Here is a 24,590-nt window from a genome sequence, read left to right on the forward strand (position 1 = left end):
CTGCATCGCGCGACGCAAGTTGCGCGGATGCGGAAGGAAGCAGAGAAGGACCTGCCGACCCTGACCAAGGCCGAGCTGGCCGAGCTGCTGTTCGAGCAGGTCGGCCTGAACAAGCGCGAAGCCAAGGACATGGTCGAGACCTTCTTCGACGAGATCCGCAACGCGCTCGAGCGCGGCGAGGCCGTCAAGCTGTCGGGCTTCGGCAACTTCCAGTTGCGCGACAAGCCGCAGCGGCCGGGCCGCAACCCGAAAACCGGGGAAGAGATCCCCATCACGGCGCGCCGCGTCGTAACTTTCCACGCCAGCCAGAAGCTCAAGGGAATGGTCGAGGAGACTAATCCGCCGGGTAACTCGCTGGCCCGTGCCGCCTGAGCAAACTACGTAGATGAGCGAACGACCGAACAAGCCTGAACCCGTTGTGCTGCCGCCGATCCCGGCGAAGCGCTATTTCACGATCGGTGAAGTCAGCGATTTGTGCGGCGTCAAACCTCACGTGCTGCGCTACTGGGAGCAGGAATTTACCCAGCTAAAGCCGGTCAAACGCCGAGGTAACCGTCGTTATTATCAGCACCACGAAGTCCTGCTGATCCGCCGCATCCGCGAGCTGCTCTACGAGCAGGGCTTCACCATCAGCGGTGCGCGCAATCGCCTCGACGGTCGCGGCCATGACATGGCCAGTGCAAACGAAGCCGAGCTGCCGCCAGCGGCGCCTGCCGTCGATATCGAGATGGTTCGGGCCGAGTTGCTGGACATCCTCGCGCTCCTGAAGCACGGCAGCAGCAGCGTCGCCTGAGCGCTTGGGCGCGGTGCGCCGGCCGCCGTGCCGTTTCCAGTGCTGGGAGGCCCGATGCATCTACAATCATCAAATCTATTGAATAGCCCATTGCGCGGTCGTGTTTATACATGTCGCGCATAACTCAGCAAGTGTGTGCCTTGATGCCATGCGCCGTAGTGATAGAATGTCACCTGCGGTCATGCTGATATCAACGCATGCAAGCCGGGGCGTGTGTACGGACCTGGCACTTTCCTGACCAAGGGAAAATTTAAGGGAAGACAATGATACGCGTTGCCATTTGTGACGATCACCAAATAGTTCGAGCAGGGTTCAAGCAGATTTTCTCGTCGTCCGGCGAGTTCGAAGTTGTTGCCGAAGGCGCCACCGGCCGCGAGGCCCTTGATATCGCCCGCCGCGAGATCTGCGACGTGCTTCTGCTCGACATCGCCATGCCGGACCAGAGCGGCATCGATATCCTGCGCACCATCCGCCAGGGTCAACCCAACCTGCCGGTGCTGATCCTGTCCGGTTATCCGGCGCAGCAGTACGCGCTCAACCTGTTCAAGATGGGCGCCAATGGCTACCTGAACAAGGAATGCGAAGCCGACGAGCTCAAGACCGCGGTGCGCACCGTGTACCAGGGCCGCCGTTACGTGAGCTCGACCGTGGGTGAACTGCTCGCGCAGAGTTTCGACCGCGATCCGAATACGGCCCTGCACACCGAGCTCTCGGACCGCGAGTTCCAGGTCTTCCTGCGCCTGGCCAAGGGGGCCACCGTATCGGACATCGGCAATGCGCTGTCGCTGTCGATCAAGACCGTGTCCACCTACCGTACCCGCATCATGGAAAAGATGGGACTGCAGTCGAACAGCGACCTGACCTACTACGCCATGAAGAACAACCTGCTCGACTAAGCTTGCTCCTGACGCGCCGGCCTGCCGGTGCGTCTTCTCCTGCCGCGTTCGCCATCCCCTCCGGCTGATATTTCCAGCCAACACTTGTTTCCAAACGTTACAAAAATTTTCGGGTCATGCAACATTTGTATTGCATACCGCTGCGTCCTCACGCACACTTGCACCTGTCGGCCACCCAGCATTTTGTACTCCTTATTTGACCTACTAACAAGGGTGGCACCGCGTAACGTTCGTTACCGCACGGTCCGCACTGCATTGTCGAGCTAACGCGACTATAATCGGCCCGGACGGCATCGGTTGCGCGAAAGGAAGCCCATGTACTTTTCCACCGCCTTCGATGGCAAGCGGCTGCGCGGCCTGCCGCTCTCCAAGACCCTGTTGTGCGTGGCCTGTGTCGTCATCCTGGTCATCAACGCGGTCTTCCTGATCCGCAACCTCGACGACCTGCGTTCCGCGAACGCCCTGCAGGCCCAGACTGCCCGCGTGTCCGACGAACTCCAATACCTGAATCTCCTGGTCACCGATGCCGAGAGCGGCCTGCGCGGTTATTTCCTGTCTGGCTCGGAAGTCAACCTCGGTCCACTGCACGCAGCGCCCCAGCAGCTCGACAACCAGTTGCGCGCGCTGAGCGTGCTTTTGTCCGACAATCCCTCGCAAACGAAGAACCTGGCCCAGCTGCGCAGCCTGGTCCAGCGCAAGCTCGGCCTGATGCACCAGTCGCTCGAGGTCTACCGGCGGGGCGGGCTGGTCGACATCGTCGCGATTTCCGCCGCTAACGACGAGCGCGGCGAGATGGACGAGATCCGGCTGCAGGTCGTGATCATGACGCGCGAGCAGAACGAACTGCTGGCCAGCCGCACCGCCGCATTCTATGAACAGTCGCGCCGCACGGTGCTGCTCGGGGTGGGCATCAACGCCGTCGCCATCCTGGTGATCCTGCTGTTCCACAGCCTGGTACAGCGCAGCTTCGGCCTGCGTCTGGAAGCCGAGCGCGCGCTGCAGCAGACCAACGACAGCCTGGAAGCCGTCGTGGCCGAGCGCACCGAACAGCTGTCGGTGCTGTCGCGCCACCTGATCCGGGTCTCGGAAGAAGAAAAGTCGCGCCTCGCGCGCGAACTGCATGACGAGATGGGCGCCAACCTGACGGCCATCGGCATGGACATGACGACGGTGAGCGAGCAGCTCAAGGGCTCTCATCCGGAACTGGTATCGATGCTGGGCCGGGCGCGCAAGACCCTGGTCGACACCGTCCAGCTCAAGCGCCGCATCATCGAGAACCTGCGCCCGAGCCTGCTCGACAACATGGGGCTGTCGGCCGCGCTGCAGAGCTATTGCGCCGACTATGCGCGCGTGACGGCGCTCGAGTGCGACGCCCTCATCGACGACGAAGCCGACCGCGCCGGCCCGATGCAGGCGATCGCGCTGTTCCGCATCACCCAGGAAGCCTTGAACAACGTCGCCAAGTATGCCCGGGCGCGCACCGTGATCGTGAACCTGACGCGCGAGCCGGACGGCTGGGAGCTGGAAATCACGGACGACGGCATCGGCATCCCGCTTGACGCGATGGCCAAGTCCAAGTCGCACGGGCTGCTGGGCATGCGCGAGCGCGCCTTGCTGCTGGGCGGGAGCCTGAAGGTGGGACGCGGCGTGAATGGCGTCGGCACCTGTGTGCGGGCCTGGATCCCGACAGCGGCGCCGGGTGGCGAGGGCCCGGCCCAGGCCGCACCGGGTGTCGATACCGTGGAAACGACAACGCCGTCCCTGTTGAACGGGACGGCGTCGAATGTGCCGGAAACTACTTCAAAAGCGGCGCCCGACGGGGCGCCGGTCAACCCCTAGCGGCCAACAATTCGGTGATGGCCGCGTTGCTGCGCCTTGCCCTCGGAGTTTTGTCAGGCGCGATTGTTTAGCGCGCCACGTCGCTCAGCAGACGGTCGTATTCCGACTTGGCGACCTTGTAGCATTCGCCGGCATATTCTTCCAGGCCCGCGCGGTCGAGGACGGTGATGTTGCCGCGGCGGTACTGGATCAGGCCTTCGTCCTGCAGCTTGCCGGCAGCGGCGGTGATGCTTTCGCGTCGCACGCCGAGCATGATCGAGATGAGTTCCTGGGTCACCTTGAGCTCGTTGCTGGCCGAACGGTCCAGGCGGTCGAGCAGCCAGCGGCATAGTTTCTGTTCGATCGAGCTGTGGCGGCCGCCGACGGCGTTCTGCGCCATCTGGGCGAACAGGGCGTTGGTGTAGCGCATCAGCAGCTGGGGCAGGGCGCCGCCGCGGTTGAAGGCTTCACGCAGGTACTGGGTTTTCAGGCGATAGCCGTAGCCGGCGCTCTGGACCACGGCGCTGCAGGTGGCGCGTTCGCCCATGAACAGCGACACGCCGACGGCGCCTTCGTGGCCGACCACCGCGATCTCGGTGGTGGCGCCGTCTTCCATCACATACAGCAGCGACACGATTGCCGTGGTCGGAAAATACACGTATTCCAATTTGCTGCCATACTCAAACAACTCTTTGCCAAATGGCAGCGGGACAAGTTCCAGGTGCTCGAACAGGGTTTCCAGGTCTTGGCGGGGCAGGGCGCCGAGCAGTTCGTTCTGCTGGGTGCCGCTGTAGCTGACAACGGGGCGGGACGCGGCTTTCACAGTCTCACTCGTGGCTGGGATCTTGTGTTGCGCTTTCTGCGTACCACCAAGCTGAGCGTTGTTCATTTTATGTCCTCTTATCTCTAACGTGTATCGGTTTGCGATTGCCTGAGGTCTTGTTTTCGTTTCCTCATCGCGATGTGTGAACAATAAAGCTATAGTCTGTTGGCGAACATAAGACTGGCAGTCGCACCTGTGTAGGCTTGCCGCATCCGGTTTTGTAAGTCCAGTCCTACTGGAGAGATGTCGTTCTGACATCTTATTTTCTTCTGTTGGGGAAACGTTTTTGCTGCGGTTTCGCGCATAATGTGGCTTTCTTTTCCCCTGACGCGACGATGCCCCTGCCCCTGCTGCTGGTCGAAGACGACGCCGTGCTGGCTGATGGGCTGGTGCGTACCTTGCAGGCCCAGGACATGCAGGTCGAACTGCTGCGCGACGGGCTCGCCGCCGATGCCCGCCTGCAGGGCGGCCAGCCGGCAGCGCAGTTGGCTGTCATCGTGCTGGACATCGGCCTGCCCGGCATCGACGGCTTCGAAGTGCTGCGCCGCCTGCGCGCCCGCGGCGCCTGCACCCCTGTGCTGCTGCTCACCGCCCGCGACGCCGTCGAAGACCGCGTGCGCGGGCTGGAAAGCGGCGCCGACGATTACCTGGTCAAGCCCTTTGCCACCGCCGAACTGGTGGCGCGCATCCGCGTTTTGGCGCGGCGCTTCGCCCCGCCCCCCAGCCAGCTCGGGCTGGGCCTGCTCAGCCTCGACGGCGCAACCCGCCGCGCCCGCGTAGGCGAGCGCGTGCTGGAGGTGTCGGCGCGCGAATGGGGCGTGCTCGAGTACCTGCTGCAGAACGCCGGCCGGGTGGTGTCGAAGCAGCAGATCATCGACGCCATCGCCCCCTGGGGCGACGACCTGACCCTCAATGCGGTCGAGGTCTATGTCTCGCGCCTGCGCCTGAAAATCGAGGGGGCGGGGGTGGCGATCCGCACCATCCGTGGGTTCGGCTACCTGCTCGAAGCAGGCGGCTGAGCTGCCAATGAACCGTCCATGAGCAGCATCCGCCTGCGCTTGCTGAAGTGGCTGGTCGCGCCCATCCTCGTCTTTAACCTGCTGGCCGCCAGCCTCACCTACCTGCTGGCCTGGACCCCGGCCCAGCGCGCCTTCGACCAGGGCCTGCTGGACGCCGCTACCGGCCTGGCCACGCGCCTGCGTTCCGGCGGCGCGGCCGTCCACCCGCCTGCCGACCTACCTGCAGCGGCCCGCGTGCTGGGGGCCGGATCGCCGGACGCCAGCTGGTTCGTGGTGCGCGACGCCGAAGGCCGGACGCTGGCCGGCGATCCTGCCTTTCCCCGGCGCACCGGCGATGAACCGGTACGCGATGACCGCATGCACGGTCAAGCGGTGAGGGTGGCCAGCCTGCTGGTGCCCGGAAGCGGCGGCCCCGTCGAGGTCGGGGTGGCGCGCACGCTGAGCCAGCGCCAGCAGGTCCGTTCCGCCATCGTGCGCGCGCTGGTGCTGCTCGAGGTGGTATTCAGCCTGTCCCTGGTGGGACTGGTCTGGTTCTCGGTCGGCAACGGCCTGGCGCCGCTGGGGCGCCTGCGCGCCCGGCTGGATGCGCGCGGCAGCCACGACCTGGCGCCGCTCGTTGATGACGGCATGCCGCGCGAGCTGCTCCCCGTAGTGAACGCCTTCAACGCACTGCTGGAGCGCATCGCTGCCGGCGCCAAGGCCCAGGACGACTTCCGCGCGAACGTCGCGCACCAGTTGCGCACGCCCCTGGCCGGGCTGCGCCTGCAGCTGGAATGGCTGGCCGACCGCCACCGTGGCGATCCCGAGACGCTGCGCACCGTCGAGCAGCTGCTGCAGGCCAACGAACGCATGATCCGCCAGGCCAACCAGCTGTTGTCGCTCGAACGCGCCGGGCCCGACCGCTTCCAACGGGTGCAGCTCGCGCCACTCGACCTGTCGGGCATCGTGGCCGAGTCGATCCAGGCCTTTGTCGAGCGGGCCCTGCGCAAGGACATCGACCTCGGCTTCGAGCTGGAACCCGCTCCGGTCGCCGGCGAGCACCACATGCTGCGCGACCTGGTCGACAACCTGGTGGACAACGCCTTGCGTTATACGCCGGCACACGGCACGGTGACCGTGCGCTGCCGGGCGACGCCGGCAGGGGCGCTGTTCGAGGTCGAGGATTCGGGGCCCGGCATCCCGCCCGAAAAGCGGGCGCAGGTGTTCCAACGTTTCGTGCGGCTCGACCAGCACAGCCAGGGCTCGGGCCTCGGCCTGGCCATCGTGCGCGAGATCGCCGCCGCCCACCGTGCGCGCGTGGAACTCGGGGATGGAACGAACGGACGCGGACTGCGGGTCGCAGTCTGCTTCCCGGAGCACGAACCGCCTCGGCGCGCCTGACACGGCCCCTTCTTGCCGCGAGAGCGGCAAGGCCCCGCACTGCGCCATTCCGGACGTCTACCAAGGGGCCAGGATCGGACGCGGTCGTCGGACGTGCAGCTCGACTCAAGCGGCCAGTTGCAAGCCGTTCTCCTCGCACCAGTGCCGCAAGGCGGTACGGGTCGCTTCTTCGTGAAAACGCTCCCAGGTTTCGCCCGCGCCGCGCTGTTCCAGCAAGCGGGCGAAGCCTTCGGTGTCCCTGTCACGGAACAGGTCGCGAACAGTATCCTGGTCGTCGGCCAGGTGGGTGGCCGCAAAGCGCAGCACGAGCCCGTCTCCGATGCCGAGCGTGCCAGCGGGCGGAACCGGCACATAACGCTCGTCGCCGCCGGATGCCGACGGCATTGGCGCCTCCTCGTCCATGTACTCCTCGTTCAAGAGGTGGATCATGCCTGTTTCGCGCGACACCAGGGCCGTGACGGTGCCGCCGCCATCCTCGACCATCATGGCCGCCCCTTCGAGCTCATCCAGATTCACTGTTGGCATGGCTAATCCCTTGCGAGTAGGAGAACGCAAACAGTATGAAGCGCCTGGGCGCGACAGGCGCGCACGCTTGGCAGCGACAGTCCCTTGATCTCAGTCCGCGCCCGAGGTATAGCTGTAGCTGCGCTTGCGCCGCGAGCTGATGTTCGGGCGGATCTTTTGCGGGGCGATCGCCACGCTCGCGCCCGCGCTGCGCTGTACCGCCCCGATCACGACCGTGGTCGCCTGTGGCTTGCCGTTGACCAGGACCGGCACGCCGGTCGCCAGTACCGGGGAGGGCGGCAGGCCGCCGCCCACGAAGGGCGAGGAACGCTCGCCGCCGCAGGTGCCGTTCACGCCGATCGCGCCCGAGCCGTTCAGCAGGTTGACCCAGTAGCCGCGCGCTTCGCCAAGGGTGGTGGAGCAGGTGCCGGCCAGCGGCGGGATCGGGCGGTTGGTGCTGAAGGTCACCATGCCGCCGGCAATCAGCGCCGAGGTCACGACCTGCTCGCCCTGGCCGTTCCCGTTCAGGTCCATGAACCAGCCCTTCAGGGTACTGCCAGGCACGATCGCAGCATTCGAGCAGGTGTTGCGGGCGCTCGTGCTGTAGTCCTCCAGCCGGTCCAGGTCGGCCGGACTGGCGCCCAGCCCGGTCGCCAGCGTGTCCTTGTACACGTAGAAGCGGTTGGTGACGTCCTTGTACGGATACTGGCTGGCCAGCGGGTGTTCGCGGTCGCCGCTGCCGATCGCCACATAGACATGGTCCTGGGCCGCCAGCAGGGCCGGCGCGAACAGGAACTTGCGCCCGCCGCCGCTCGTCTCCGCCACCTTGCGGCTGGTCCAGGAAGCGCTCGCCAGCGCGATGCGGCTGGCGTCCATGAAGTCGACCCGGTACAGGCCGCCCCGGGTGTCGGCCGCATAGGCGTAGTCGGGCATGGCGTCGTTGTCGATGTCCACCATCGCGACGTCGGCCGCCACCGAATGCGCGGTCGGGAAGCTGCGCACGATCGCGCCGGTCTCCGCGTCGAGGATGTAGATCACGCCGCCCTTGGCGCCCGTGCAGCTTGGCGCCTTGCTGTCGGCATCTTCGCAGCTGTCGTAGCCGCCGCCCACGACGAGGACCGGGCTGGCGCCGTTCTTATACCCTTTGATGAAGGCCACGCTCGGGGTGGACCAGGTCTGGCCGATGCCCGACATGCCGGCGGTGCAGCCGGTGTCGTTGCCCAGGTTGGGGCAGCCGGCCTTCCACATGAATGCCGGGTTCAGGGGCTTGCTGACGTCGAGGGCGTAGATCATGCGTCCGCCGCGGCGCATCGTCGGAAAGATCCACACTTTCGAGCTGTCGGCATTCTGGTAGACGCCGGTCGAACCGTCGAAGAAATAGTCCTTCCGGGTAGGCGCGATGTCCTGGTCCGGCATGCCCGGATAGGCGACCAGCGGCGTGTTGCTCATCAGGCGCGACAGGCGCGGGAAGAACTCGGGCGCCACGAAAGCCCAGTGCTCGACGCCGGTGTCCGCATCCATGGCGCGCAGGGTGCCGTCGTTGGCGCCGTAGAACACGGTCACGCCGAACTTCTTGCTGTCGACCTGCTTGCCGCCGTAGTTGATGGGCAGGGGACGTGAATGGATCACGTCGCCGTGGATCGAGGGGCGGGTGGTGCTGGCGCCGACGGTGCCTTTCTCGCCCGTGACGTCCTCGCCGCGGATGAACCTGACCAGGTCGGCCGCCATGCCGCTGTTGGCACTGGTGAGATCGGCCAGCCCGGCTGGCGTATGGGTCAGCACCTTGCGGTTGACCGCCTGGGTGCCCGCCCCATTGCCCTCGCGCAGGACTTGCGCGGCCGCGCCTTTTTCCACGAAGGGCCCGTCAGGCAGGTCGGAAAAGGCGTTGAACGCGCTGGTGTCGCAGGTGCCGAGCGGCGCCGGGTCGATACCCAGGCCCTCCCAGTAATTCTTGCTGTCCTTGGTCCAGTAGCTGGCCGCACAGGGCGTCACGAAACCGGTCACGGTATTCACCGCCACCTTGCCGTTGACGTCGCCGAGGTCGATATTGCCGTTGTTGTCGATCAACTGGTAACGCTTGAGGTTGCCGAACCAGCGCGGCTTGGCCTTCTTGTCGGGACGGAACATGCCGATGAAGACCTGGTTTTCGTTCTGCGAACGGTTGGTGGCGTTCACCGGCAGGCTGGTCGAGGCGAAGGTGCTGTTGACGGCCTGGATCTCGATCAGGATGTTCTTCAGCGCATCGACGATGGCATCCTCGTTCTTCGCCAGGAAGTACTTGCCGCCGCCGGCGCGCGCCATGCTCAGCAGGAGCGCGGTGTGCACCGCGTTCGGCTGGGCGTTGTGCACGTCGATCGTGTAGGTCGTCACGTTCGGGCGAATGCTGCCGCTCGGCATGGCAATGCCGCGGTCGTGCAGCAGGCGCGCCCATTCGTCGGCATTGCGCGGACCGGTGTCGGTGCTGAAGGTGCCGGTCGGGACATTGTCGATTTCGATGTCGGTGGCCACCACGTTGTAGCGGCTGTTGCCGGCGGTGCAGACGCCGGCACCGCTGGGGACCGCAGTGCCGAGCTTGCAACCCTCGGTGTAGCCTTCGCAAACGGAAGCGAAGGAGGGCAGCGCGGATTCCGCCGCGGCCGGGCTGCCGTAGCAGGCGCTGGTCGTGCCCACGGTCGTGGAGGTGCTCACGCTCTTGGTGCTGAAGTTCGGCAGGCCGAGCTGGGTGACGGGCTGGCCGTTGAGCGTGTTCAGCAGGGCAGTGTTGGCGGACGTATCCGCGGCTGGGCCGCTGGCATTCGGGTTGCCGATGAAAATGACGAAGCTCTTGCCGCACAGGTTGTCGGACGTAAGCGGCGACTTGAAGCGCGAGTAGGGGGTGGTGTAGCCGTTCTTGTCGGCCTTGCTTGCGAGTACTGCACTCGGGGAGTAGGCGTTGGCGCCGGCGAAGTAATTGTAGACGTCGTACATCAGGTTGCCGTACGGCGTGTGCGAGTTGCGCTTCTCGTCCGGACTGTTGATGTTGTTGTAGATCGTGGTCAGCTGGGTGCTGATCGCACTCCGGTTGGCCGCGTCCATCGGCTGGATCGCATAACGCACGAAGCCGCCGTCGTCGTTGGCGTTGCCGCCGGTGACGAACTCCATCAGGCCCAGGCTTACCGAGCCGTCGAGTTCGGCCACCACGCGCTTGATCGCGTTCACTTCCGACTGGCCCTGTGTGACGCCGCCCGGCCATTTCTGGTTCTGGCGCGCCCAGTTCGAGGTGTTGTCGAGCACGATGAGGATGCGCGGATTGAGCTTGGCGCCGGCGGAAGCGCCAGTGAAGATGTCGATGTCGTCGGCGCCCACCGGCAGCGGCAGGAGGGCCAGCGAGCTGGACAAACCCAGGGCCAGGCGCAGGATGGCCGGACGGGAAAAGAGGCGCGGGGTGCGGAACATGGTGAATCCTTCTCGGCTGCTCAGGTGTGGCTCAGGTGGTCGGACAATTGTTGGTGACGTCGTCGCGCGCCACGCGCACGGCCACGCCCTGGGTGACCGTGACCTGGGCCTCGGTCTCGACGTCGGTCGCCTCCGCGCTGATTTCCCAGATACTGTCGGCGCAGGCGGAGTTGCCGTCGACGGCGCCGGCCACGCCGAAGCTCTGCGAGCTGCCCATGCTGCACACTTGGTCTTCGGCCTTGGCCAGGTCGAGCGCGGTGTTCTTGATCACCGGCGCCTTCACGCATTTCGGGCTCGGTGCGATCTTCACGCGCACGTCGTCCTTGCCGTCGCCGTTGGTGTCGACGCAGCGCTGGTTGTCTGCGCCGCAGGGGGAGGCCAGCACATGCTTCGGCGTGACGGTGAAGCGGGTGTTGCTGATCACTTCCTCGATGGTTTCGCGGGCTGCGGCGGCGGCCTCGTCGCGCTGCTGCATGTTGCTGACGACCTGCAGATTCGACTTGCCGACATTGAAGGTGGTCAGCGCGACCAGGGTCAGCAGCACCAGCAGGATCAGGGCGGTGATCAGGGTGACGCCGCGCTCGCGGCGGTGTATGGCGTTTGTCATGGCAGCCTCCTGCCGGCCGGGTTGGGCAGCGCCACCTGCGTCTGGAAGACGTGGCGCTTGTAGGCGTCCCTGGCGGCGTCGACGGTGTGCGGATCGCCGTCGGCATCCAAACCCAGGACGTAGCTCTTGCGGTCGACGTGACCGGGGCTGGCCTGGGTATTGCGCGCCAGCACGTGGATGCGCACCGCGACCGCGGTGCGCCAGTTGGCCACCGCGCAGGCGGCATCGGCGCAGCCGGCGGCAGTGGCGGGGTCGGCCGTGGTGATATCCGCCACGCCGTCCTTGGCCAGGTCCAGGCCGTATTCGACCTGCAGGTCCTCGATGCCTTCGGCCAGCGGCACCACGGTGCTCCAGGTCGGGGCCTGGCCGGTGCTGCCGAGTTCGAGGCGCTTGAGGGTGGGGATGCCGTCGCCGGCGCGGTTGTTGTTGGCCACGTAATAGATATGGGTCTGGTATCGGCGCACGGCGGCCAGGGTGCCGCTGCCGGCGACCGGGCTGCAGTCGCGCTGGTGCCGGTTCAGGTTGACCTCCGACAGGCTGAGGGCGTAGAAGTCGGCGACGCTGGGCGAATCGAGTTCGCTCGCGTTGTTGCAGAGCGAGGCCTGGAAGAAGGGGCCTCCGTCCGAGCGCGGCGCGCAGTTGCCCACGCCTGCGATGCAGGTGGCCGTGCGACGAACCACCAGCACGTCGGTGTGCGGGCGCACGTCGCTCAGGCAGGCGGGCAGGTCGGCGCCATTGTCCAGTCCCTGCACCGGCAGCACGAGGCCGGCTTTCAGTTCGTCCAGATTGGCGGCGCACAGGGCCGGCAGGGCAGGGGGACTGGGCAGGACGGTGGGATCGAATTCCGCGTAGTAGCCGGCATTGCGCAGGTCGACGCCCAGCACGTCGATTGCGTAGCGGCCATTCTCGACCTGGCGGTGCGACTGCTCGATTTCCTGCTGGACGCGGGTGTTCTTGACGAACATCGTGGACAGGCCGGCCAGGATGGCCAGGCCGATGGCGGATGCGATCATCAGCTCGGCCAGCGAAAAGCCGCGGGCGCGGCGCAGGGAAGGGATGGGGCGCATGGTGTTTTCCTGTGCTCTGCTGTGCGCGCTTAGCTGCAGCCCGGCAGGCCGATGGCGACGCGTGCCGACACGGTGCGGCGGTGGGTGTCCGGGCCGTACTGGTCCTTGCCGCAGGCTTGCGCCGGGGCCTTGGTAGGGTGCATGCCTTGCCAGGCCACGGTGACGAGATAGACGGCCGGGGTGCAGACGCCGGGGGCATCGTTCTGGTCGCGCACCAGCTCGATGCAGCCGCGCGCACCCTGCATGGCGCCGGCATTGTTGGCGCCGTGCTGTTCGGCCGCGCCCTTCAGGGCGGCGTTCCATTCGCACAGGTCGCGATCCTTGCCGGCTGCCGCGGCGGCGCAGTTCGTGCCCAGCGTGCTGTTGGTGCCGAGCGGCGAGGGCGTGACATAGGCGGCGGCGGCGGCGCCGTTGGCGGACAGTCGGGCCTGCATGTCCTGCAGCAGCACGGCCGCCTGAGCGCGCTGGTAGGATTCGATGGTGCCGACATGGGCCTTGGCCTGGAAGGCCGCCAGGCCGAGCAGGCCGAAGGCGAGCACGACCATCGTGATCAGGACTTCGACCAGGCCCACGCCGCGTGCGCGGACCAGGCTGGCGAAAGGAAGTGATGGAGGCAGCGATGGTTTCATGGCATCAGCAGGCGGAGTTGGTCTGGTTGGGACGCCCGGAGAGGTCGACCATGACGCAGCGCAGCTCGCCGCCGCTCTTGCCGGTGATCTGGAAGGACGGCAGGGTCGCGCCCTTGACGCGGCCGTTGGCCTGGTAGGTGACGCGCTCGGGGCCCGTGATGCTGGCGACCTGCACCGCAGGGTGGCTGTGCAGCAGGCGGCCGGCGTTGCCCGCTGCCGCGATGCCCCAGCCGGCCGGCCAGCCGCCGGCGGCAGGCGCCAGCGTGACCTCGGCGTTGCGCTTGATCGCTTCGCTGCGCGCCAGGCTCAAGGCGGTGTGCAGGTCGGTGCCGGCGCTGCGCGCGCGCATGGTGGCGACGAAGTTGCCATAGGCGGGCGCCGCGATCGCGCCCAGGATCGCCATGATGACCAGCACGGTCATCAGCTCGGGCAGGGTGAATCCGCGCTGGCGCCGTGGATCTACCATTTGCTGGCCGGCGTGCGCAAACCCGCCTGGTTGATGCTCAGTTCGCCATCCGGCAGTTGGGTGGAGCCGGGCCGGGGTTTGGCTGTGATCGTATAGCCCTGCGGCGGCCCTGGCACCAGGGTAATGTCGATCTCGTACTTGGCGGCTACCGAGCTTGGCGGGGTCACGCCCAGGTCGTCCGGGTTGTCGGCGTAGCTGCGGGTGTCGGCCATGAATTGCGCCTGGGCCTGGCTGAGTTCCATCAGGTAGGACTGGGCCGCGGCGCGATTGCTGCGTACGATGTACTGGTTGTACGAAGGCAGGGCGATCGCCGCCAGGATGCCGATGATGGCAACTGCCACCATGAGCTCGACAAGGGTGAAGCCGTGCAGGCGCCTGGAATTTGGGGAAATCATTATTTCCTCACGGAATGACAAATGTTGCCCAGTATAAACACCTAAGCTGTCAGTTTGCTGAATCGACGCTGACAAAATGCTGACAAACGGCGCCGATCAGCGCCGGGATGATGCGCGCCGTCCACACAAGCAGCCGTGTACCCGGTAAAATCGCCGGTTTTGCATCAATCCGAATTGGCCGAGACCATGTCTACCGATACCGCAGCACCCGGCACCGAGAACGCCGACGAAATGTCTACCGATTTGTCCTCTGACGTGAGCGCAGACGTAAGCACCAGTGCGGCAGGCAAGCCTGCCGCCGTGATCGCGCGCGAAGTCGCGCGGCGGCGCACCTTCGGCATCATTTCCCACCCCGACGCGGGTAAAACCACGCTCACCGAGAAGCTGCTGCTGTTCTCGGGCGCGATCCAGCTGGCCGGTACCGTCAAGGGCCGGAAGAGCGGCCGCCACGCGACCTCGGACTGGATGGACATCGAGAAGCAGCGCGGCATTTCGGTCGCGTCCTCGGTGATGCAGTTCGAATTCCGCGACCACGTGATCAACCTGCTCGACACCCCGGGCCACCAGGACTTCTCGGAAGACACCTACCGCGTGCTGACCGCAGTCGACTCGGCCCTGATGGTGATCGACGCCGCCAAGGGCGTGGAAGAGCAGACCATCAAGCTGCTCGACGTCTGCCGCATGCGCGACACCCCGATCGTCACCTTCATGAACAAGCTCGACCGCGAAACCCGCGACCCGCTCGAGCTGCTCGACGAAGTGGAATCCGTGCTGAAGATCGAGTGCGCCCCGGTGACCTGGCCGATCGGCATGGGCAAGAACTTCCGCGGCGTGTACCACCTGCTGAAGGACGAGATCATGCTGTTCAAGGCCGGCGAGGAAAAGGCCGACGGCGCCTTCGAGATCGTCAAGGGCATCGATAACCCGAAGCTGGCCGAGATGTTCCCGCTCGAGATCGAGCAGCTGAAGATGGAAGTGGAGCTGGTGCACGGCGCCTCGCACGTGTTCGACCTGGAGCGTTTCCTGTCGGGCGTGCAGACCCCGGTGTTCTTCGGTTCGGCAATCAACAACTTCGGCGTGCGCGAGATCCTGTCGGCCCTGGTCGACTGGGCGCCGGCGCCGCGCGGACGCGACGCCACCGTGCGCGCCGTCGAGCCGGTCGAGCCGAAGTTCTCCGGCTTCGTCTTCAAGATCCAGGCCAACATGGACCCGGCGCACCGCGACCGCATCGCCTTCCTGCGCGTGTGCTCGGGCCGTTTCGAGAAGGGCATGAAGGTCAAGCACCTGCGGCTGGGCAGAGAAGTGAAGTTGTCCTCGGTGGTGACCTTCATGGCCTCCAGCCGCGAGCAGGTCGAAGAAGCCTATGCCGGCGACATCATCGGCCTGCCGAACCACGGCAATATGCAGATCGGCGACAGCTTCTCCGAAGGCGAGATGCTGACCTTCACAGGCATCCCGTACTTTGCGCCGGACCTGTTCCGCACGGTGCGCATCCGCAACCCGCTGAAAGTGAAGCAGCTCCACAAGGGCCTGCAGCAGCTGGGCGAAGAGGGTGCGGTGCAGGTGTTCAAGCCGGTGCTGGGTTCGGACCTGATCCTGGGAGCGGTCGGCGTGCTGCAGTTCGAGGTCGTGGCCAGCCGCCTGTTGAACGAATACGGCGTCGATGCCGTGTTCGAGAGCAGCAGCATCAGCAGCGCGCGCTGGGTGTCGAGCGACGACAAGAAGGCCTTGTCCGACTTCGAGAACCAGCTCGGCCATCAGGTCGCCCATGACGCCGCCGGCAACCTGGCCTTCCTCGCCACCTCCGGGGTCAACCTGCGCCTGACCCAGGAACGCTGGCCGAAACTGACCTTCCACGCTACCCGCGAGCACGCGGCCAAGCTGGCCTGACGGCCCCCGCGCGGCGCTGGCGCCGCGCGGCTCTCCTGGCGTGCCGGCAAGCTGCCGGCGCGCCGATTCCCTTCAAAATCCGAATCCGACGCTCCCCCGCAGGCCGGTGGCGTTTGAATTGCTGCGGAAGTCGTTGGCGCTGCCGTTCATGATGACTTCGCCCTTGATCGTGGCCTTGTCGTTCAGCCTGTATTTCGCACCTAGCGCGCCATACGCGCCGGTGCCGGTCTCGCCCCCGAAGACGCCCGTGGACCTGCCGCCGGCCTGCGCTTCGGCCATTTGCGGTGTCACGAAACCATCGTTCTTCACGACGCTCTGTGCGACGCCGAGCTTGCCGTAGGCCGTCAAGCGGTCGGTCACAGGCACCGTGATCTTGGCCGCGAGGTAGGTCGTGAAACTCTTGGCGCCAAGCGCCCCGGCGCCGACGGCGGCATCCTGCGCGTTCTCCCGGGCATCGAACGGATTTGGTTTGTGAAAACCCTGGTCGCGCAGGTGCGAGTAACCCGTCTCCACCGACAGGTACTGGTTCAAGGCATAACCGATCACCAGCCTGGGATCGGTGCGAAAGCCTTGCGCCCTGAACAGGCGATCGTTGGGATTGGCAGTTTCGTTGCCTCCGTAGAGGGGCTGGTAGCGCTTGAAGCCCTCGGCAAGGGGGCCGTAACGTCCGCCCGGGTCCGCCGACAGGCGTGACGGCGGCGGGTCGGCCAGTTGCGCCTGCGCGCTGCCGATGGCGAGAAGTGCAGCTGCAAAAACGATGCCTTTGGCGTCCATCCTTATTCCTTTCCGTGATTCAGGCCGAGCGGAAGGATACAACGTGCAACGGGAGCAACTATATCAAAATAGTAAGTGATTGTTTCGCGATGCATATGTTTGTTGGTTCGATGGCGAAGATGGCGGCCGATCTGAGCGACCGCAAACCGGCACCAGATTGAAGCGCGTAGATTCATTGAATGCGCTTAGGAAATTGAAGACAACATCCGCGTTATTCTCAGGGAGGCATCATGCTGGTCCATCCGACTCCTTCCCAGTCCAACACTTCTTCGCGCGGCGCCTGAGCCATGCTGTCGCGACTGAAGATCGGCCCCAAGCTGCTGCTCGCGCCCGGTGTCGTCCTGCTGCTGCTGGTGCTGCTCTCGAGCGGCGCCTACTACGCGATGGTGAGGCAGCACCAGTCGCTGCAGTCCGTGGTCGGCCCGCGCGCGGTACAGATGCGCAGCGCCACCGAGCTCGTCGGGCAGGCCCAGCGCGTGCACGCAGACACCTACAAACTGCTCACCTGGCTCGGCAGCAGCTTCTCCCGGGCCCGCATCGAGCTCCTGATCGCCGACATCCGCCGCCAGCACGCCGCGATCGAGCGCGCCTTCGCCGAGCTGATGCAGCGAACCCCGGCCGACAGTGCCGAGCGGCGCTATATCGAGGAGGCAGCCCAGGCGCATCGGCTGTATGTGGGAGCGGCGCGCGAGGTGGTCGAACTGGCGCATGCCGACCAGACCATCGGCGCCAACGCGATGATCAAGCCCGAGGCCGCGTTTTCGGCGCTGGTCCAGCGCATGGGCATGCTGGCCAGGCTCGAGCGCGAGCTGTCCGAGGAAGCGTCGAATGATGCCGCGGCGGATTTCCGGCTCACGGCCGGGCTGATGCCCTTCGTGGTCCTGCTGGCGGTCGGGGTGTCGCTGGCCATCACGATGGCCGTACGGCGCGCGCTGCTGCTGGAAATCCGCAGCATCGGCGCGGCGGCGCGGGGGCTGGCGAGCGGCGACCTGACGGTGGGCGACCGGGTCTATGGCGACGACGAGATCGGCGAGACCTCGCGCGCCCTCGACGCCGGCATCCGCAACCTGAACGGCACCCTGCGTACGGTGCTGGAGTCCGCGCGCACCATCGGCAGCGCCTCGCGCGACCTCAGCCTGGGCAACCTGAGCATGCACAGCCGGGCCGTGTTCCGCAGCCGTTCGCTGGAGGACACGGCAGCCAGCATGCAGCAGCTGGCCGAAACCGCGACGGTCACCGCCACCAGCGCGCTGGCTGCGAACCGGCTGGCGCAGTCGGCGTCCGCCCGCGCACGCGAGGGCGGCCAGGGTGTCGAGCACATCGTGGCTACCATGGCCAGGGTGAAGGAGGGCGCCGCCCGGGCGGCCGAGGTGGCGGCGGCAATCGATGCCTTTGCCGGCGAAGCCGGGGCCCTGGCGCTGAATGCGGCATTGAGCGCGGCGCGCGGCGGCACCCATGACGACGATTTCGCCGACGCCGCCAACGCGGTGCGGGCGCTGGCGCAGCGCGCGGCGGGCGCGGCACGTGAGGTGCGCGAGCTGGCGGCGCGCTCGGTGGCCGAGATCGAAGGCTGCTCGGCCTGGGCGGTGCAGGCCGGCACCGGCGTCAAGGAGGCGGCCGGCGCAGCGCGCGAGATGGAGGACGTGCTGGGGCGGATTGGCAGCATGAGCGCGGGCCAGGCCGGCAGCCTGGCCGAGGTCAACCAGGCGATCGTGCGGATGGACGAGGTCACCCAGCAGAACTGCGCGCTGGTCGAGGAAGCCGCGGCGGCCGCCCGCACCCTGCAGATGCAGGCGCTGGCGCTGTCGCGCACGGTGGCAGCCTTCCACCTCGGCGAGCCGGAGGAGGCGGCGCCGCAGCCGGAGAGCGCCGCGCCGCCGCCAAAAGAAAACGGCGTCCCCCGGGATCTCCCCAGGGAACGCCGCCGTCAGGAGCGGTCGCACTTGCGGCTCGCGTCGAGCCGCAAGTAGGTGGGCGGCATAGCCGCCCGCGCTACTACTCGTAGTCGCTGATCGGCGCGCAACCGCAGAACAGGTTACGGTCGCCGTAGACGTTGTCGGCACGGCCCACCGGCGGCCAGTACTTCTTCTTGCGCAGCGAAGCCACCGGGAAGGCCGCCACTTCGCGCGAGTAGGTATGGGCCCACTCGTCGGCGGTCACCACTTCCGCGGTGTGCGGGGCGCCCTTGAGCGGATTGTCCATCTTGTCGTACTCGCCGCGCTCGACCTTCACGATCTCGGCGTGGATGGTGATCATCGCTTCGATGAAACGGTCCAGTTCCGCCTTCGACTCCGACTCGGTCGGCTCGATCATCAGGGTGCCCGGCACCGGGAAGCTCATGGTCGGGGCGTGGAAGCCGAAGTCCATCAGGCGCTTGGCCACGTCTTCGTTCGAGATGCCGGTCTTGTCCTGCAGCGGGCGCAGGTCGATGATGCACTCGTGCGCGACCAGGCCGTCGTGACCGGTGTACAGCACCGGATAGTGCGGAGCCAGGCGGCGCGCGATGTAGTTGGCGTTCAGGATCGCCACTTCGGTCGCCGCGGTCAGGCCCGAGGCGCCCATCATCGCGATGTACATCCACGAGATCGGCAGGATCGAGGCCGAGCCGTAGGCCGCCGCGCTGACCGCGCCGATGCCCGCTTCGTTGCGCACGTAGCCGGTCGACAGCTGGTTCGGCAGGAACGGCGCCAGGTGGGCGCCGACGCCGATCGGGCCGACGCCCGGGCCGCCGCCGCCGTGCGGGATGCAGAAGGTCTTGTGCAGGTTCAGGTGGCTGACGTCGCCGCCGAAGGCGCCCGGCGCGGCCACGCCGACCATCGCATTCATGTTGGCGCCGTCGACATACACCTGGCCGCCGTGCTGGTGCACGATCTCGCACAGTTCGCGGATGCCTTCCTCGAACACGCCGTGGGTCGACGGATAGGTGACCATGACGCAGGCCAGGTCCTTGCTGTACTGCTCGGCCTTGGCCTTCAGGTCGGCCAGGTCGACGTTGCCGTTCTCGTCGCAGGCGGTGACCACGACCTTCATGCCGACCATGCTGGCCGACGCCGGGTTGGTGCCGTGTGCCGACGACGGGATCAGGCAGATGTTGCGGTGGCCTTCGCCGCGCGACTGGTGGTATTTCTGGATCACCAGCAGGCCCGCGTACTCACCCTGCGAGCCGGCGTTCGGCTGCAGCGAGATCGCGGCATAGCCGGTGGCGGCGCACAGCATCGCTTCCAGCTGGCCGATCATCTCGCGGTAGCCGACGGTCTGGTCTTCCGGCGCGAACGGGTGGATGTTCGAGAACTCCGGCCAGGTGACCGGGATCATCTCCGAGGTCGCGTTCAGCTTCATGGTGCACGAACCCAGCGGGATCATGGTGCGGTCCAGCGCCAGGTCCTTGTCCGCCAGCGAGCGCAGGTAGCGCAGCATTTCGTGCTCGGCGTGGTAGCGGTTGAAGGTCGGATGCGTGAGATACGCGGTGCTGCGCGCCAGTTCCGCCGGGAAGGCGTCGTCTTGGGCGTCGCTGTCCAGCGAATCGATGTCCACGGTCTTGCCATTGCCGAAGATCGAGAACAGTAGGGCCAGGTCGTCGCGGGTGGTGGTTTCGTCCAGCGACACGCCGACGTGGCCGTCGTCGATGCGGCGCAGGTTGATGCCGGCGGCTTCGGCGGCGGCGTGCAGCGCTTGCGCGTCGCCCTTGATGGTCAGGGTGTCGAAATACGTGGTGTTCAGCACCTCGACGCCGAGCGCCTTCAGGCCGGCCGCCAGGATGGCGGTCTGGCGGTGCACGCGTTGGGCGATGCGCTTCAGGCCCTGCGGGCCATGGTAGACCGCGTACATGCCGGCCATCACGGCCAGCAGCACCTGGGCGGTACAGATGTTGGAGGTCGCCTTTTCGCGGCGGATGTGCTGTTCGCGGGTCTGCAGCGCCAGGCGGTAGGCCTGGTTGCCCTGGGCATCGACGGTGACGCCGACCAGGCGGCCGGCCATCGAACGCTTGAACTCGTCGCGGGTGGCCAGGTAGCCGGCGTGCGGGCCACCGAAACCGAGCGGCACGCCGAAGCGCTGGCTGTTACCGACGACCACGTCCGCGCCCCAGGTGCCCGGTGCTTCCAGCACCGTCAGGGCCAGCAGGTCGGCGGCCACGACGACCATCGCGCCGGCAGCATGCAGGTGCTCACAAGCGGCGCGGTAGTCGCGCACTTCACCGTTCACCCCCGGGTATTGCAGCAGTACGCCGAAGCAAGTCTCTTCCAGTTTTTCGATGTCGCCGGCCGCGATCACGCGCACTTCGACGCCGATCGGCTCGGCGCGGGTACGCACCACTTCCAGGGTCTGCGGCAGCACGTCGTCGGCCACGTAGAAGACCTTGGATGCCGACTTGCCGACGCGCTGCAGCAGCGTCATGGCTTCGGCGGCGGCGGTGCCTTCATCCAGCATCGACGAGTTGGCGATGCCCATGCCGGTCAGGTCCGTGATCATCTGCTGGAAGTTCAGGATCGCTTCCAGGCGGCCCTGCGAGATCTCGGGCTGGTACGGGGTGTAGGCGGTGTACCAGGCCGGGTTCTCGAAGATGTTGCGCAGGATGACCTTTGGGGTGTGGGTGCCGTAGTAGCCCTGGCCGATCATCGACTTCATGACCTTGTTCTTCGAGGCGATTGCCTTCAGGGTCGCCAAGGCATCTTCCTCGCTGCGCGGTTCGACGAACGGGCCGAGGTCCATCGTGTCCTGGCGGCGGATGTTCGCAGGCACGACCGCGTCGATCAGGGCGGCGCGCGAGGCGTAGCCCAGGGTCGACAGCATGGCTGCCTGTTCGGATTCGGACGGGCCGATGTGGCGCGGGATGAACGAATCGCGCGCTTCGAGTTGGGTGAGGCTGATGCGGGTCATGGTCAGGTTCTGGAGAGGTCTGGCGCAGGGTGCGTGGATACGCTGGAGCGCCGGGGTAAAGGAGATCGGGTAGATCGGGATGAAACCGAAAAACAAAAGGTGCGCCCGAAGGCGCACCCGTAGGTCAGATTAGTTGCCGGTGGTTTTGCCGTAGGCGTCGGCATCCAGCAGCTTGTCGACCGCGCCGGCGTCGCTCGGGGCCAGCTTGAACAGCCAGGCGCCGTAGGCGTCCTGGTTGATCGAGTCCGGCGCGTCCGCGACCGACTGGTTCACGGCGGTGACGGTGCCCGACACCGGAGCGTAGATGTCGCTGGCGGCCTTGACCGACTCGACCACCGCGGCGTCGTCGCCGGCGGTGAATGCCTTGCCGACCTGCGGCAGTTCGACGAACACGATATCGCCCAGGGCGTCTTGTGCGTATTCGGTGATGCCGACGGTCAGGCTGCCGTCGGCCTCGCGGCGCACCCACTCGTGGGACTCGGTGTATTTCAGGTCGGTTGGAATGTTCATGTAAGGCTCCGGTAGAGGGTGAGGCGGGTAGTATAAACGGTTGTTCTATTGTTTAGAGCGTCCAACAAAACCCTCAGGGCAAGGCGCGTCGTCGAAGACAGTACGCCGGTACGGCGAGACGACGCAACGCCGCCATGAGGGGAATTGTTGGGCGCTCTCAGGCTGCGAGGACCTTGCCGTTACGCACGAACGGCAGCTTCACCACGCTGGCAGCCAGTTTCTTGTCGCGGATTTCCACGTGTACCGTGTCGCCGATGGCCACGTCCAGCGGCACGCGCGCCAGGGCGATCGCCTGCTGCATGCTCGGGCTGAAGGTGCCGCTGGTGATTTCACCCGCGTTGCCGGAGGCGGCGATGACCTTCTGGTGGGCGCGCAGGATGCCGCCTTTTTCACGCAGGATCAGGCCCACGAAGTTGGCCTGCTGGCCCTTGGCCTGCAACGCGCTCTTCCCGATGAAGTCGCGCTCCGAGACCAGGTCGATGGTCCAGCCCAGGCCGGCGTCCAGCGGATTGACATTGTCATCCATGTCCTGGCCGTACAGGTTCATGCCCGCTTCCAGGCGCAGGGTGTCGCGCGCGCCCAGGCCGGCCGGCTTGATGCCGGCGGCGGCGAAGGCATTCCACAGCGCTTCGACCTGGCTGCTTGATACGCCGATCTCGAAGCCGTCTTCGCCGGTGTAACCGGTGCGGGCCACCATCACTTCGCCGAACGGGGTGCCTGGTACGATCACGACGTTGAAGGGTTTCAGGGGTTCGGATGCGGCCTGGGTGGCCGGCAGCACCTGCCAGACCTTGGCGCGGGCGTTCGGGCCCTGCACGGCGATCAGGGCGATCGGATCCGCATTTTCTGCGCTTGCGTCGCGACGCTGGGTGATGGTGACGCCCGCGCCGGTGGCTTCGTTCTGTTGCGACATCCAGGCCACGTCCTTCTCGGCGGTCCCGGCGTTGACCACCAGGCGGAACCAGTCTTCGCTGAAGTAATAGACGATCAGGTCGTCGATCACGCCGCCTTCCCGATTGAGCATGCAGGAGTAGAGGGCCTTGCCCGGCACCTGCAGCTTGTCGACGTTGTTGGCCAGCAGGCCTCGTAGGTACGCGCGCACATTGGCGCCTTTCAGGTCCACGACGCACATGTGCGAAACGTCGAACATGCCGGCATCGGTACGGACGGCGTTGTGCTCTTCGATCTGGGAACCGTAGTTGACCGGCATGTCCCAGCCGCCGAAGTCGACCATCTTGGCTCCGAGGGAGCGGTGTGCGGAATTGAGCGGGGTCGCTTTGAGCGTCATGGTGTCCTCGGGCAGTGAATAGGGGTGCGTCGGCGCCTTTTGGCGCCTTGTATCCCCTCTGTCCTTGGTACCTGAGAGATAGCGGCATGGGCCGCCTGCCCCTTCGGTGGGCCCCGTGTGTGCGAGGCCGCTCTCCAGAGTGTGAGCCGGCCGCGCCTTGCGCTGCCGCTCCCTGACCAGTCCTTTTGCCTGAGAGTTTGTGGGTAGTGCCCCTTCGGCGGCAGGTAATTCTGCGCTCTCCCGGTCAAGACTGTGGAGGATATGCCAGCCTCCGCTTGGTGTCAACCAAAGGGGCGCTTCCGCAGGGGGGAGTGGCGCTTGCCAAAAAGAATTGCCGCGCACTATTGGTGCCCCCTTCGAGCGGGGCTGGGGGCGTGATTTGCTACACTTGTCTTACACACTTTGCAGTGGGAAAAACGATGAGCGAAGACAAAGCAAAGCAGCAGGCGGTCAATCAAAACAAGGAGGCCTGGTTCACATTGTCGGGCGACGTCAACAGCGACATGGTGCACCGTGTGTTCGAAGCGGTGTCGATGATGACCGACGATGGCATCGAGACTGCCCACGTGCTGGTGCAGTCGAACGGCGGCTATGTCAGCGACGGCCTGTGCCTGTATAACTTCCTGGCGAACTCGCCGATCAAGTTCGTCATGTACAACGGCGGGGCGGTGGCCTCGATTGCGGTCATCCTCTACCTGTCGGGCACCGAACGCTATTGCAGCGAGACGGCCCGCTTCATGGTGCACAAGTCGCACGCCACGGCCTCGCCCGGGTCACGGCCGGACGCCTTGAACATCATCGTCGAAGGCCTGCGCGCCGACGACGCGCGTACCGAATCGATCCTGCGCAAATGTATCGAGCTGACGCCCGAGCAGTGGGCCATCCACCAATATTCCGACCTGCACCTGAACTCTCGCGATGCCAAGGCCGCGGGACTGGTCAATGACGTCCGCGACTTCCGCCCGCCCAAGGGAGGCATGCTGCGCAATATCTGATAAAAGAAAAGCCCGCCGCAGCGTGCGACGGGCTTGACGACAGTGCAGTGAACGGCAGGCCGGGCCTGCCGCGCGATCAGCGCTTCTTGTCGTTCTTGTGGCTTTGACGTCCGGCTTCGGCGTGCTGCTCCGGGGTGCCGCCGCGGGTGCCGCCGCTGCCGCCCGAGCGCGAGCCCGAACCGGAACCCGACTGCTTGTTGCCGCCCTGGCGGCCTGCCTCGGCGTGCTGCTGCGAGCTGCCGCCTTGCTTCGATTTACCTTGAGCCATGATCGTTTCCTTTCAGAGTGGGAAAAATCGCCTGCTTGCCGAGCTGTGGGTCGATACCGCAGCGTTTCCGGTCGCGCCATCATGCGATTCGTACTGATGAACCGGTATCAGACCGCCGCCTGATTCAGTGTAGGACACGTACCGACGTCCTCAAG

At 66.0% G+C, this 24,590-nt stretch carries 22 protein-coding genes and 2 riboswitches; of the genes, 9 read left to right on the forward strand and 13 right to left on the reverse strand.

Annotated features, from left to right (window positions below; genetic code table 11):
* The first annotated feature begins 27 nt into the window (after positions 1-27).
* The 4 genes from MA09_RS05190 to MA09_RS05205 all read left to right on the forward strand — a co-directional run bounded on the left by MA09_RS05190 (position 28) and on the right by MA09_RS05205 (position 3,528).
* Positions 28-372 carry an integration host factor subunit alpha gene (locus MA09_RS05190; protein ID WP_036246175.1) on the forward strand — a complete coding sequence of 115 codons (345 nt, stop codon included), beginning with the start codon at positions 28-30 and terminating at the stop codon, positions 370-372.
* A gap of 13 nt (positions 373-385) precedes the next feature.
* Positions 386-793, forward strand: coding sequence for a MerR family transcriptional regulator (locus MA09_RS05195; protein ID WP_036245951.1), 408 nt, complete (start codon positions 386-388; stop codon positions 791-793).
* Between the two features lie 263 nt (positions 794-1,056).
* A complete protein-coding gene (locus MA09_RS05200) occupies positions 1,057-1,689 on the forward strand; it encodes a response regulator transcription factor (RefSeq protein WP_027865355.1) in 633 nt (210 codons plus the stop codon).
* A gap of 315 nt (positions 1,690-2,004) precedes the next feature.
* Positions 2,005-3,528, forward strand: a complete 1,524-nt coding sequence (locus MA09_RS05205) for a CHASE3 domain-containing protein (protein WP_081897429.1) — start codon at positions 2,005-2,007, stop codon at positions 3,526-3,528.
* A gap of 67 nt (positions 3,529-3,595) precedes the next feature.
* On the opposite strand, the gene MA09_RS05210 is transcribed toward MA09_RS05205, so the two are convergent.
* Positions 3,596-4,396: a Crp/Fnr family transcriptional regulator gene (locus MA09_RS05210; protein ID WP_036245952.1), complete on the reverse strand. Its 801-nt coding sequence runs from the start codon at positions 4,394-4,396 to the stop codon at positions 3,596-3,598.
* Positions 4,397-4,665: 269 nt separating this feature from the next.
* Between MA09_RS05210 and MA09_RS05215 the strand changes: the two genes are divergently transcribed.
* Both MA09_RS05215 and MA09_RS05220 read left to right on the forward strand, forming a co-directional pair.
* On the forward strand, positions 4,666-5,349 hold the full coding sequence (locus tag MA09_RS05215; RefSeq protein WP_036245955.1) for a response regulator transcription factor: 684 nt from the start codon (positions 4,666-4,668) through the stop codon (positions 5,347-5,349).
* A gap of 18 nt (positions 5,350-5,367) precedes the next feature.
* Positions 5,368-6,729: a sensor histidine kinase gene (locus tag MA09_RS05220; protein WP_036245957.1), complete on the forward strand. Its 1,362-nt coding sequence runs from the start codon at positions 5,368-5,370 to the stop codon at positions 6,727-6,729.
* A gap of 105 nt (positions 6,730-6,834) precedes the next feature.
* On the opposite strand, the gene MA09_RS23595 is transcribed toward MA09_RS05220, so the two are convergent.
* From MA09_RS23595 to MA09_RS25225, 7 genes are all read right to left on the reverse strand, one after another.
* Complete coding sequence (locus MA09_RS23595; RefSeq protein WP_152594568.1) at positions 6,835-7,254, reverse strand: hypothetical protein; 420 nt, start codon at positions 7,252-7,254, stop codon at positions 6,835-6,837.
* A gap of 90 nt (positions 7,255-7,344) precedes the next feature.
* Positions 7,345-10,668, reverse strand: a complete 3,324-nt coding sequence (locus tag MA09_RS23600) for a pilus assembly protein (RefSeq protein WP_051933189.1) — start codon at positions 10,666-10,668, stop codon at positions 7,345-7,347.
* A 31-nt stretch (positions 10,669-10,699) separates the two neighbouring features.
* Entirely contained in the window at positions 10,700-11,275 is a 576-nt protein-coding gene (locus MA09_RS05235) for a PilX N-terminal domain-containing pilus assembly protein (protein ID WP_036245958.1), read from the reverse strand.
* Positions 11,272-12,342 (reverse strand): PilW family protein, encoded by a 1,071-nt coding sequence (locus MA09_RS05240; protein WP_036245959.1) that lies wholly within the window; start codon positions 12,340-12,342, stop codon positions 11,272-11,274. Before MA09_RS05240 ends, MA09_RS05235 begins: the two co-directional genes overlap by 4 nt.
* Positions 12,343-12,371: 29 nt before the next feature.
* Complete coding sequence (locus tag MA09_RS05245) at positions 12,372-12,971, reverse strand: type IV pilus modification protein PilV (protein WP_229440567.1); 600 nt, start codon at positions 12,969-12,971, stop codon at positions 12,372-12,374.
* 4 nt (positions 12,972-12,975) lie between these two features.
* The gene (locus MA09_RS05250; RefSeq protein ID WP_036245961.1) at positions 12,976-13,437 is read right to left on the reverse strand and encodes a GspH/FimT family pseudopilin; all 462 of its coding nucleotides are present in this window, start codon (positions 13,435-13,437) and stop codon (positions 12,976-12,978) included.
* Entirely contained in the window at positions 13,431-13,832 is a 402-nt protein-coding gene (locus tag MA09_RS25225; RefSeq protein WP_036245963.1) for a type IV pilin protein, read from the reverse strand. Before MA09_RS25225 ends, MA09_RS05250 begins: the two co-directional genes overlap by 7 nt.
* Before the next feature lie 231 nt (positions 13,833-14,063).
* Here MA09_RS25225 and MA09_RS05260 point away from each other — a divergent pair, with 231 nt between their 5' ends.
* Positions 14,064-15,722: a peptide chain release factor 3 gene (locus tag MA09_RS05260; protein ID WP_036246180.1), complete on the forward strand. Its 1,659-nt coding sequence runs from the start codon at positions 14,064-14,066 to the stop codon at positions 15,720-15,722.
* A gap of 72 nt (positions 15,723-15,794) precedes the next feature.
* On the opposite strand, the gene MA09_RS05265 is transcribed toward MA09_RS05260, so the two are convergent.
* Entirely contained in the window at positions 15,795-16,496 is a 702-nt protein-coding gene (locus MA09_RS05265) for an outer membrane beta-barrel protein (RefSeq protein ID WP_036245966.1), read from the reverse strand.
* A 287-nt stretch (positions 16,497-16,783) separates the two neighbouring features.
* Here MA09_RS05265 and MA09_RS05270 point away from each other — a divergent pair, with 287 nt between their 5' ends.
* Positions 16,784-18,466, forward strand: a complete 1,683-nt coding sequence (locus tag MA09_RS05270; protein WP_036245967.1) for a methyl-accepting chemotaxis protein — start codon at positions 16,784-16,786, stop codon at positions 18,464-18,466.
* A 25-nt stretch (positions 18,467-18,491) separates the two neighbouring features.
* Here the strand turns inward: MA09_RS05270 and gcvP are convergent, their stop codons facing one another.
* The 3 genes from gcvP to gcvT all read right to left on the reverse strand — a co-directional run bounded on the left by gcvP (position 18,492) and on the right by gcvT (position 23,172).
* A complete protein-coding gene (gcvP, locus tag MA09_RS05275) occupies positions 18,492-21,374 on the reverse strand; it encodes an aminomethyl-transferring glycine dehydrogenase (protein WP_036245969.1) in 2,883 nt (960 codons plus the stop codon).
* Between the two features lie 129 nt (positions 21,375-21,503).
* A complete protein-coding gene (gene gcvH, locus MA09_RS05280; protein WP_027865340.1) occupies positions 21,504-21,884 on the reverse strand; it encodes a glycine cleavage system protein GcvH in 381 nt (126 codons plus the stop codon).
* Between the two features lie 157 nt (positions 21,885-22,041).
* Positions 22,042-23,172, reverse strand: coding sequence for a glycine cleavage system aminomethyltransferase GcvT (gcvT, locus tag MA09_RS05285; protein WP_036245972.1), 1,131 nt, complete (start codon positions 23,170-23,172; stop codon positions 22,042-22,044).
* Between the two features lie 48 nt (positions 23,173-23,220).
* Positions 23,221-23,320, reverse strand: a riboswitch (glycine riboswitch).
* A gap of 19 nt (positions 23,321-23,339) precedes the next feature.
* A riboswitch (glycine riboswitch) is annotated at positions 23,340-23,425 on the reverse strand.
* A gap of 166 nt (positions 23,426-23,591) precedes the next feature.
* Here gcvT and MA09_RS05290 point away from each other — a divergent pair.
* Positions 23,592-24,167, forward strand: a complete 576-nt coding sequence (locus MA09_RS05290; RefSeq protein WP_036245974.1) for an ATP-dependent Clp protease proteolytic subunit — start codon at positions 23,592-23,594, stop codon at positions 24,165-24,167.
* A 76-nt stretch (positions 24,168-24,243) separates the two neighbouring features.
* On the opposite strand, the gene MA09_RS05295 is transcribed toward MA09_RS05290, so the two are convergent.
* On the reverse strand, positions 24,244-24,435 hold the full coding sequence (locus tag MA09_RS05295; RefSeq protein ID WP_036245977.1) for a hypothetical protein: 192 nt from the start codon (positions 24,433-24,435) through the stop codon (positions 24,244-24,246).
* Between the last annotated feature and the right edge of the window lie 155 nt (positions 24,436-24,590).

This window comes from Massilia sp. BSC265 (assembly GCF_000740675.1).
In the GTDB taxonomy this organism is placed as follows: domain Bacteria; phylum Pseudomonadota; class Gammaproteobacteria; order Burkholderiales; family Burkholderiaceae_D; genus Telluria.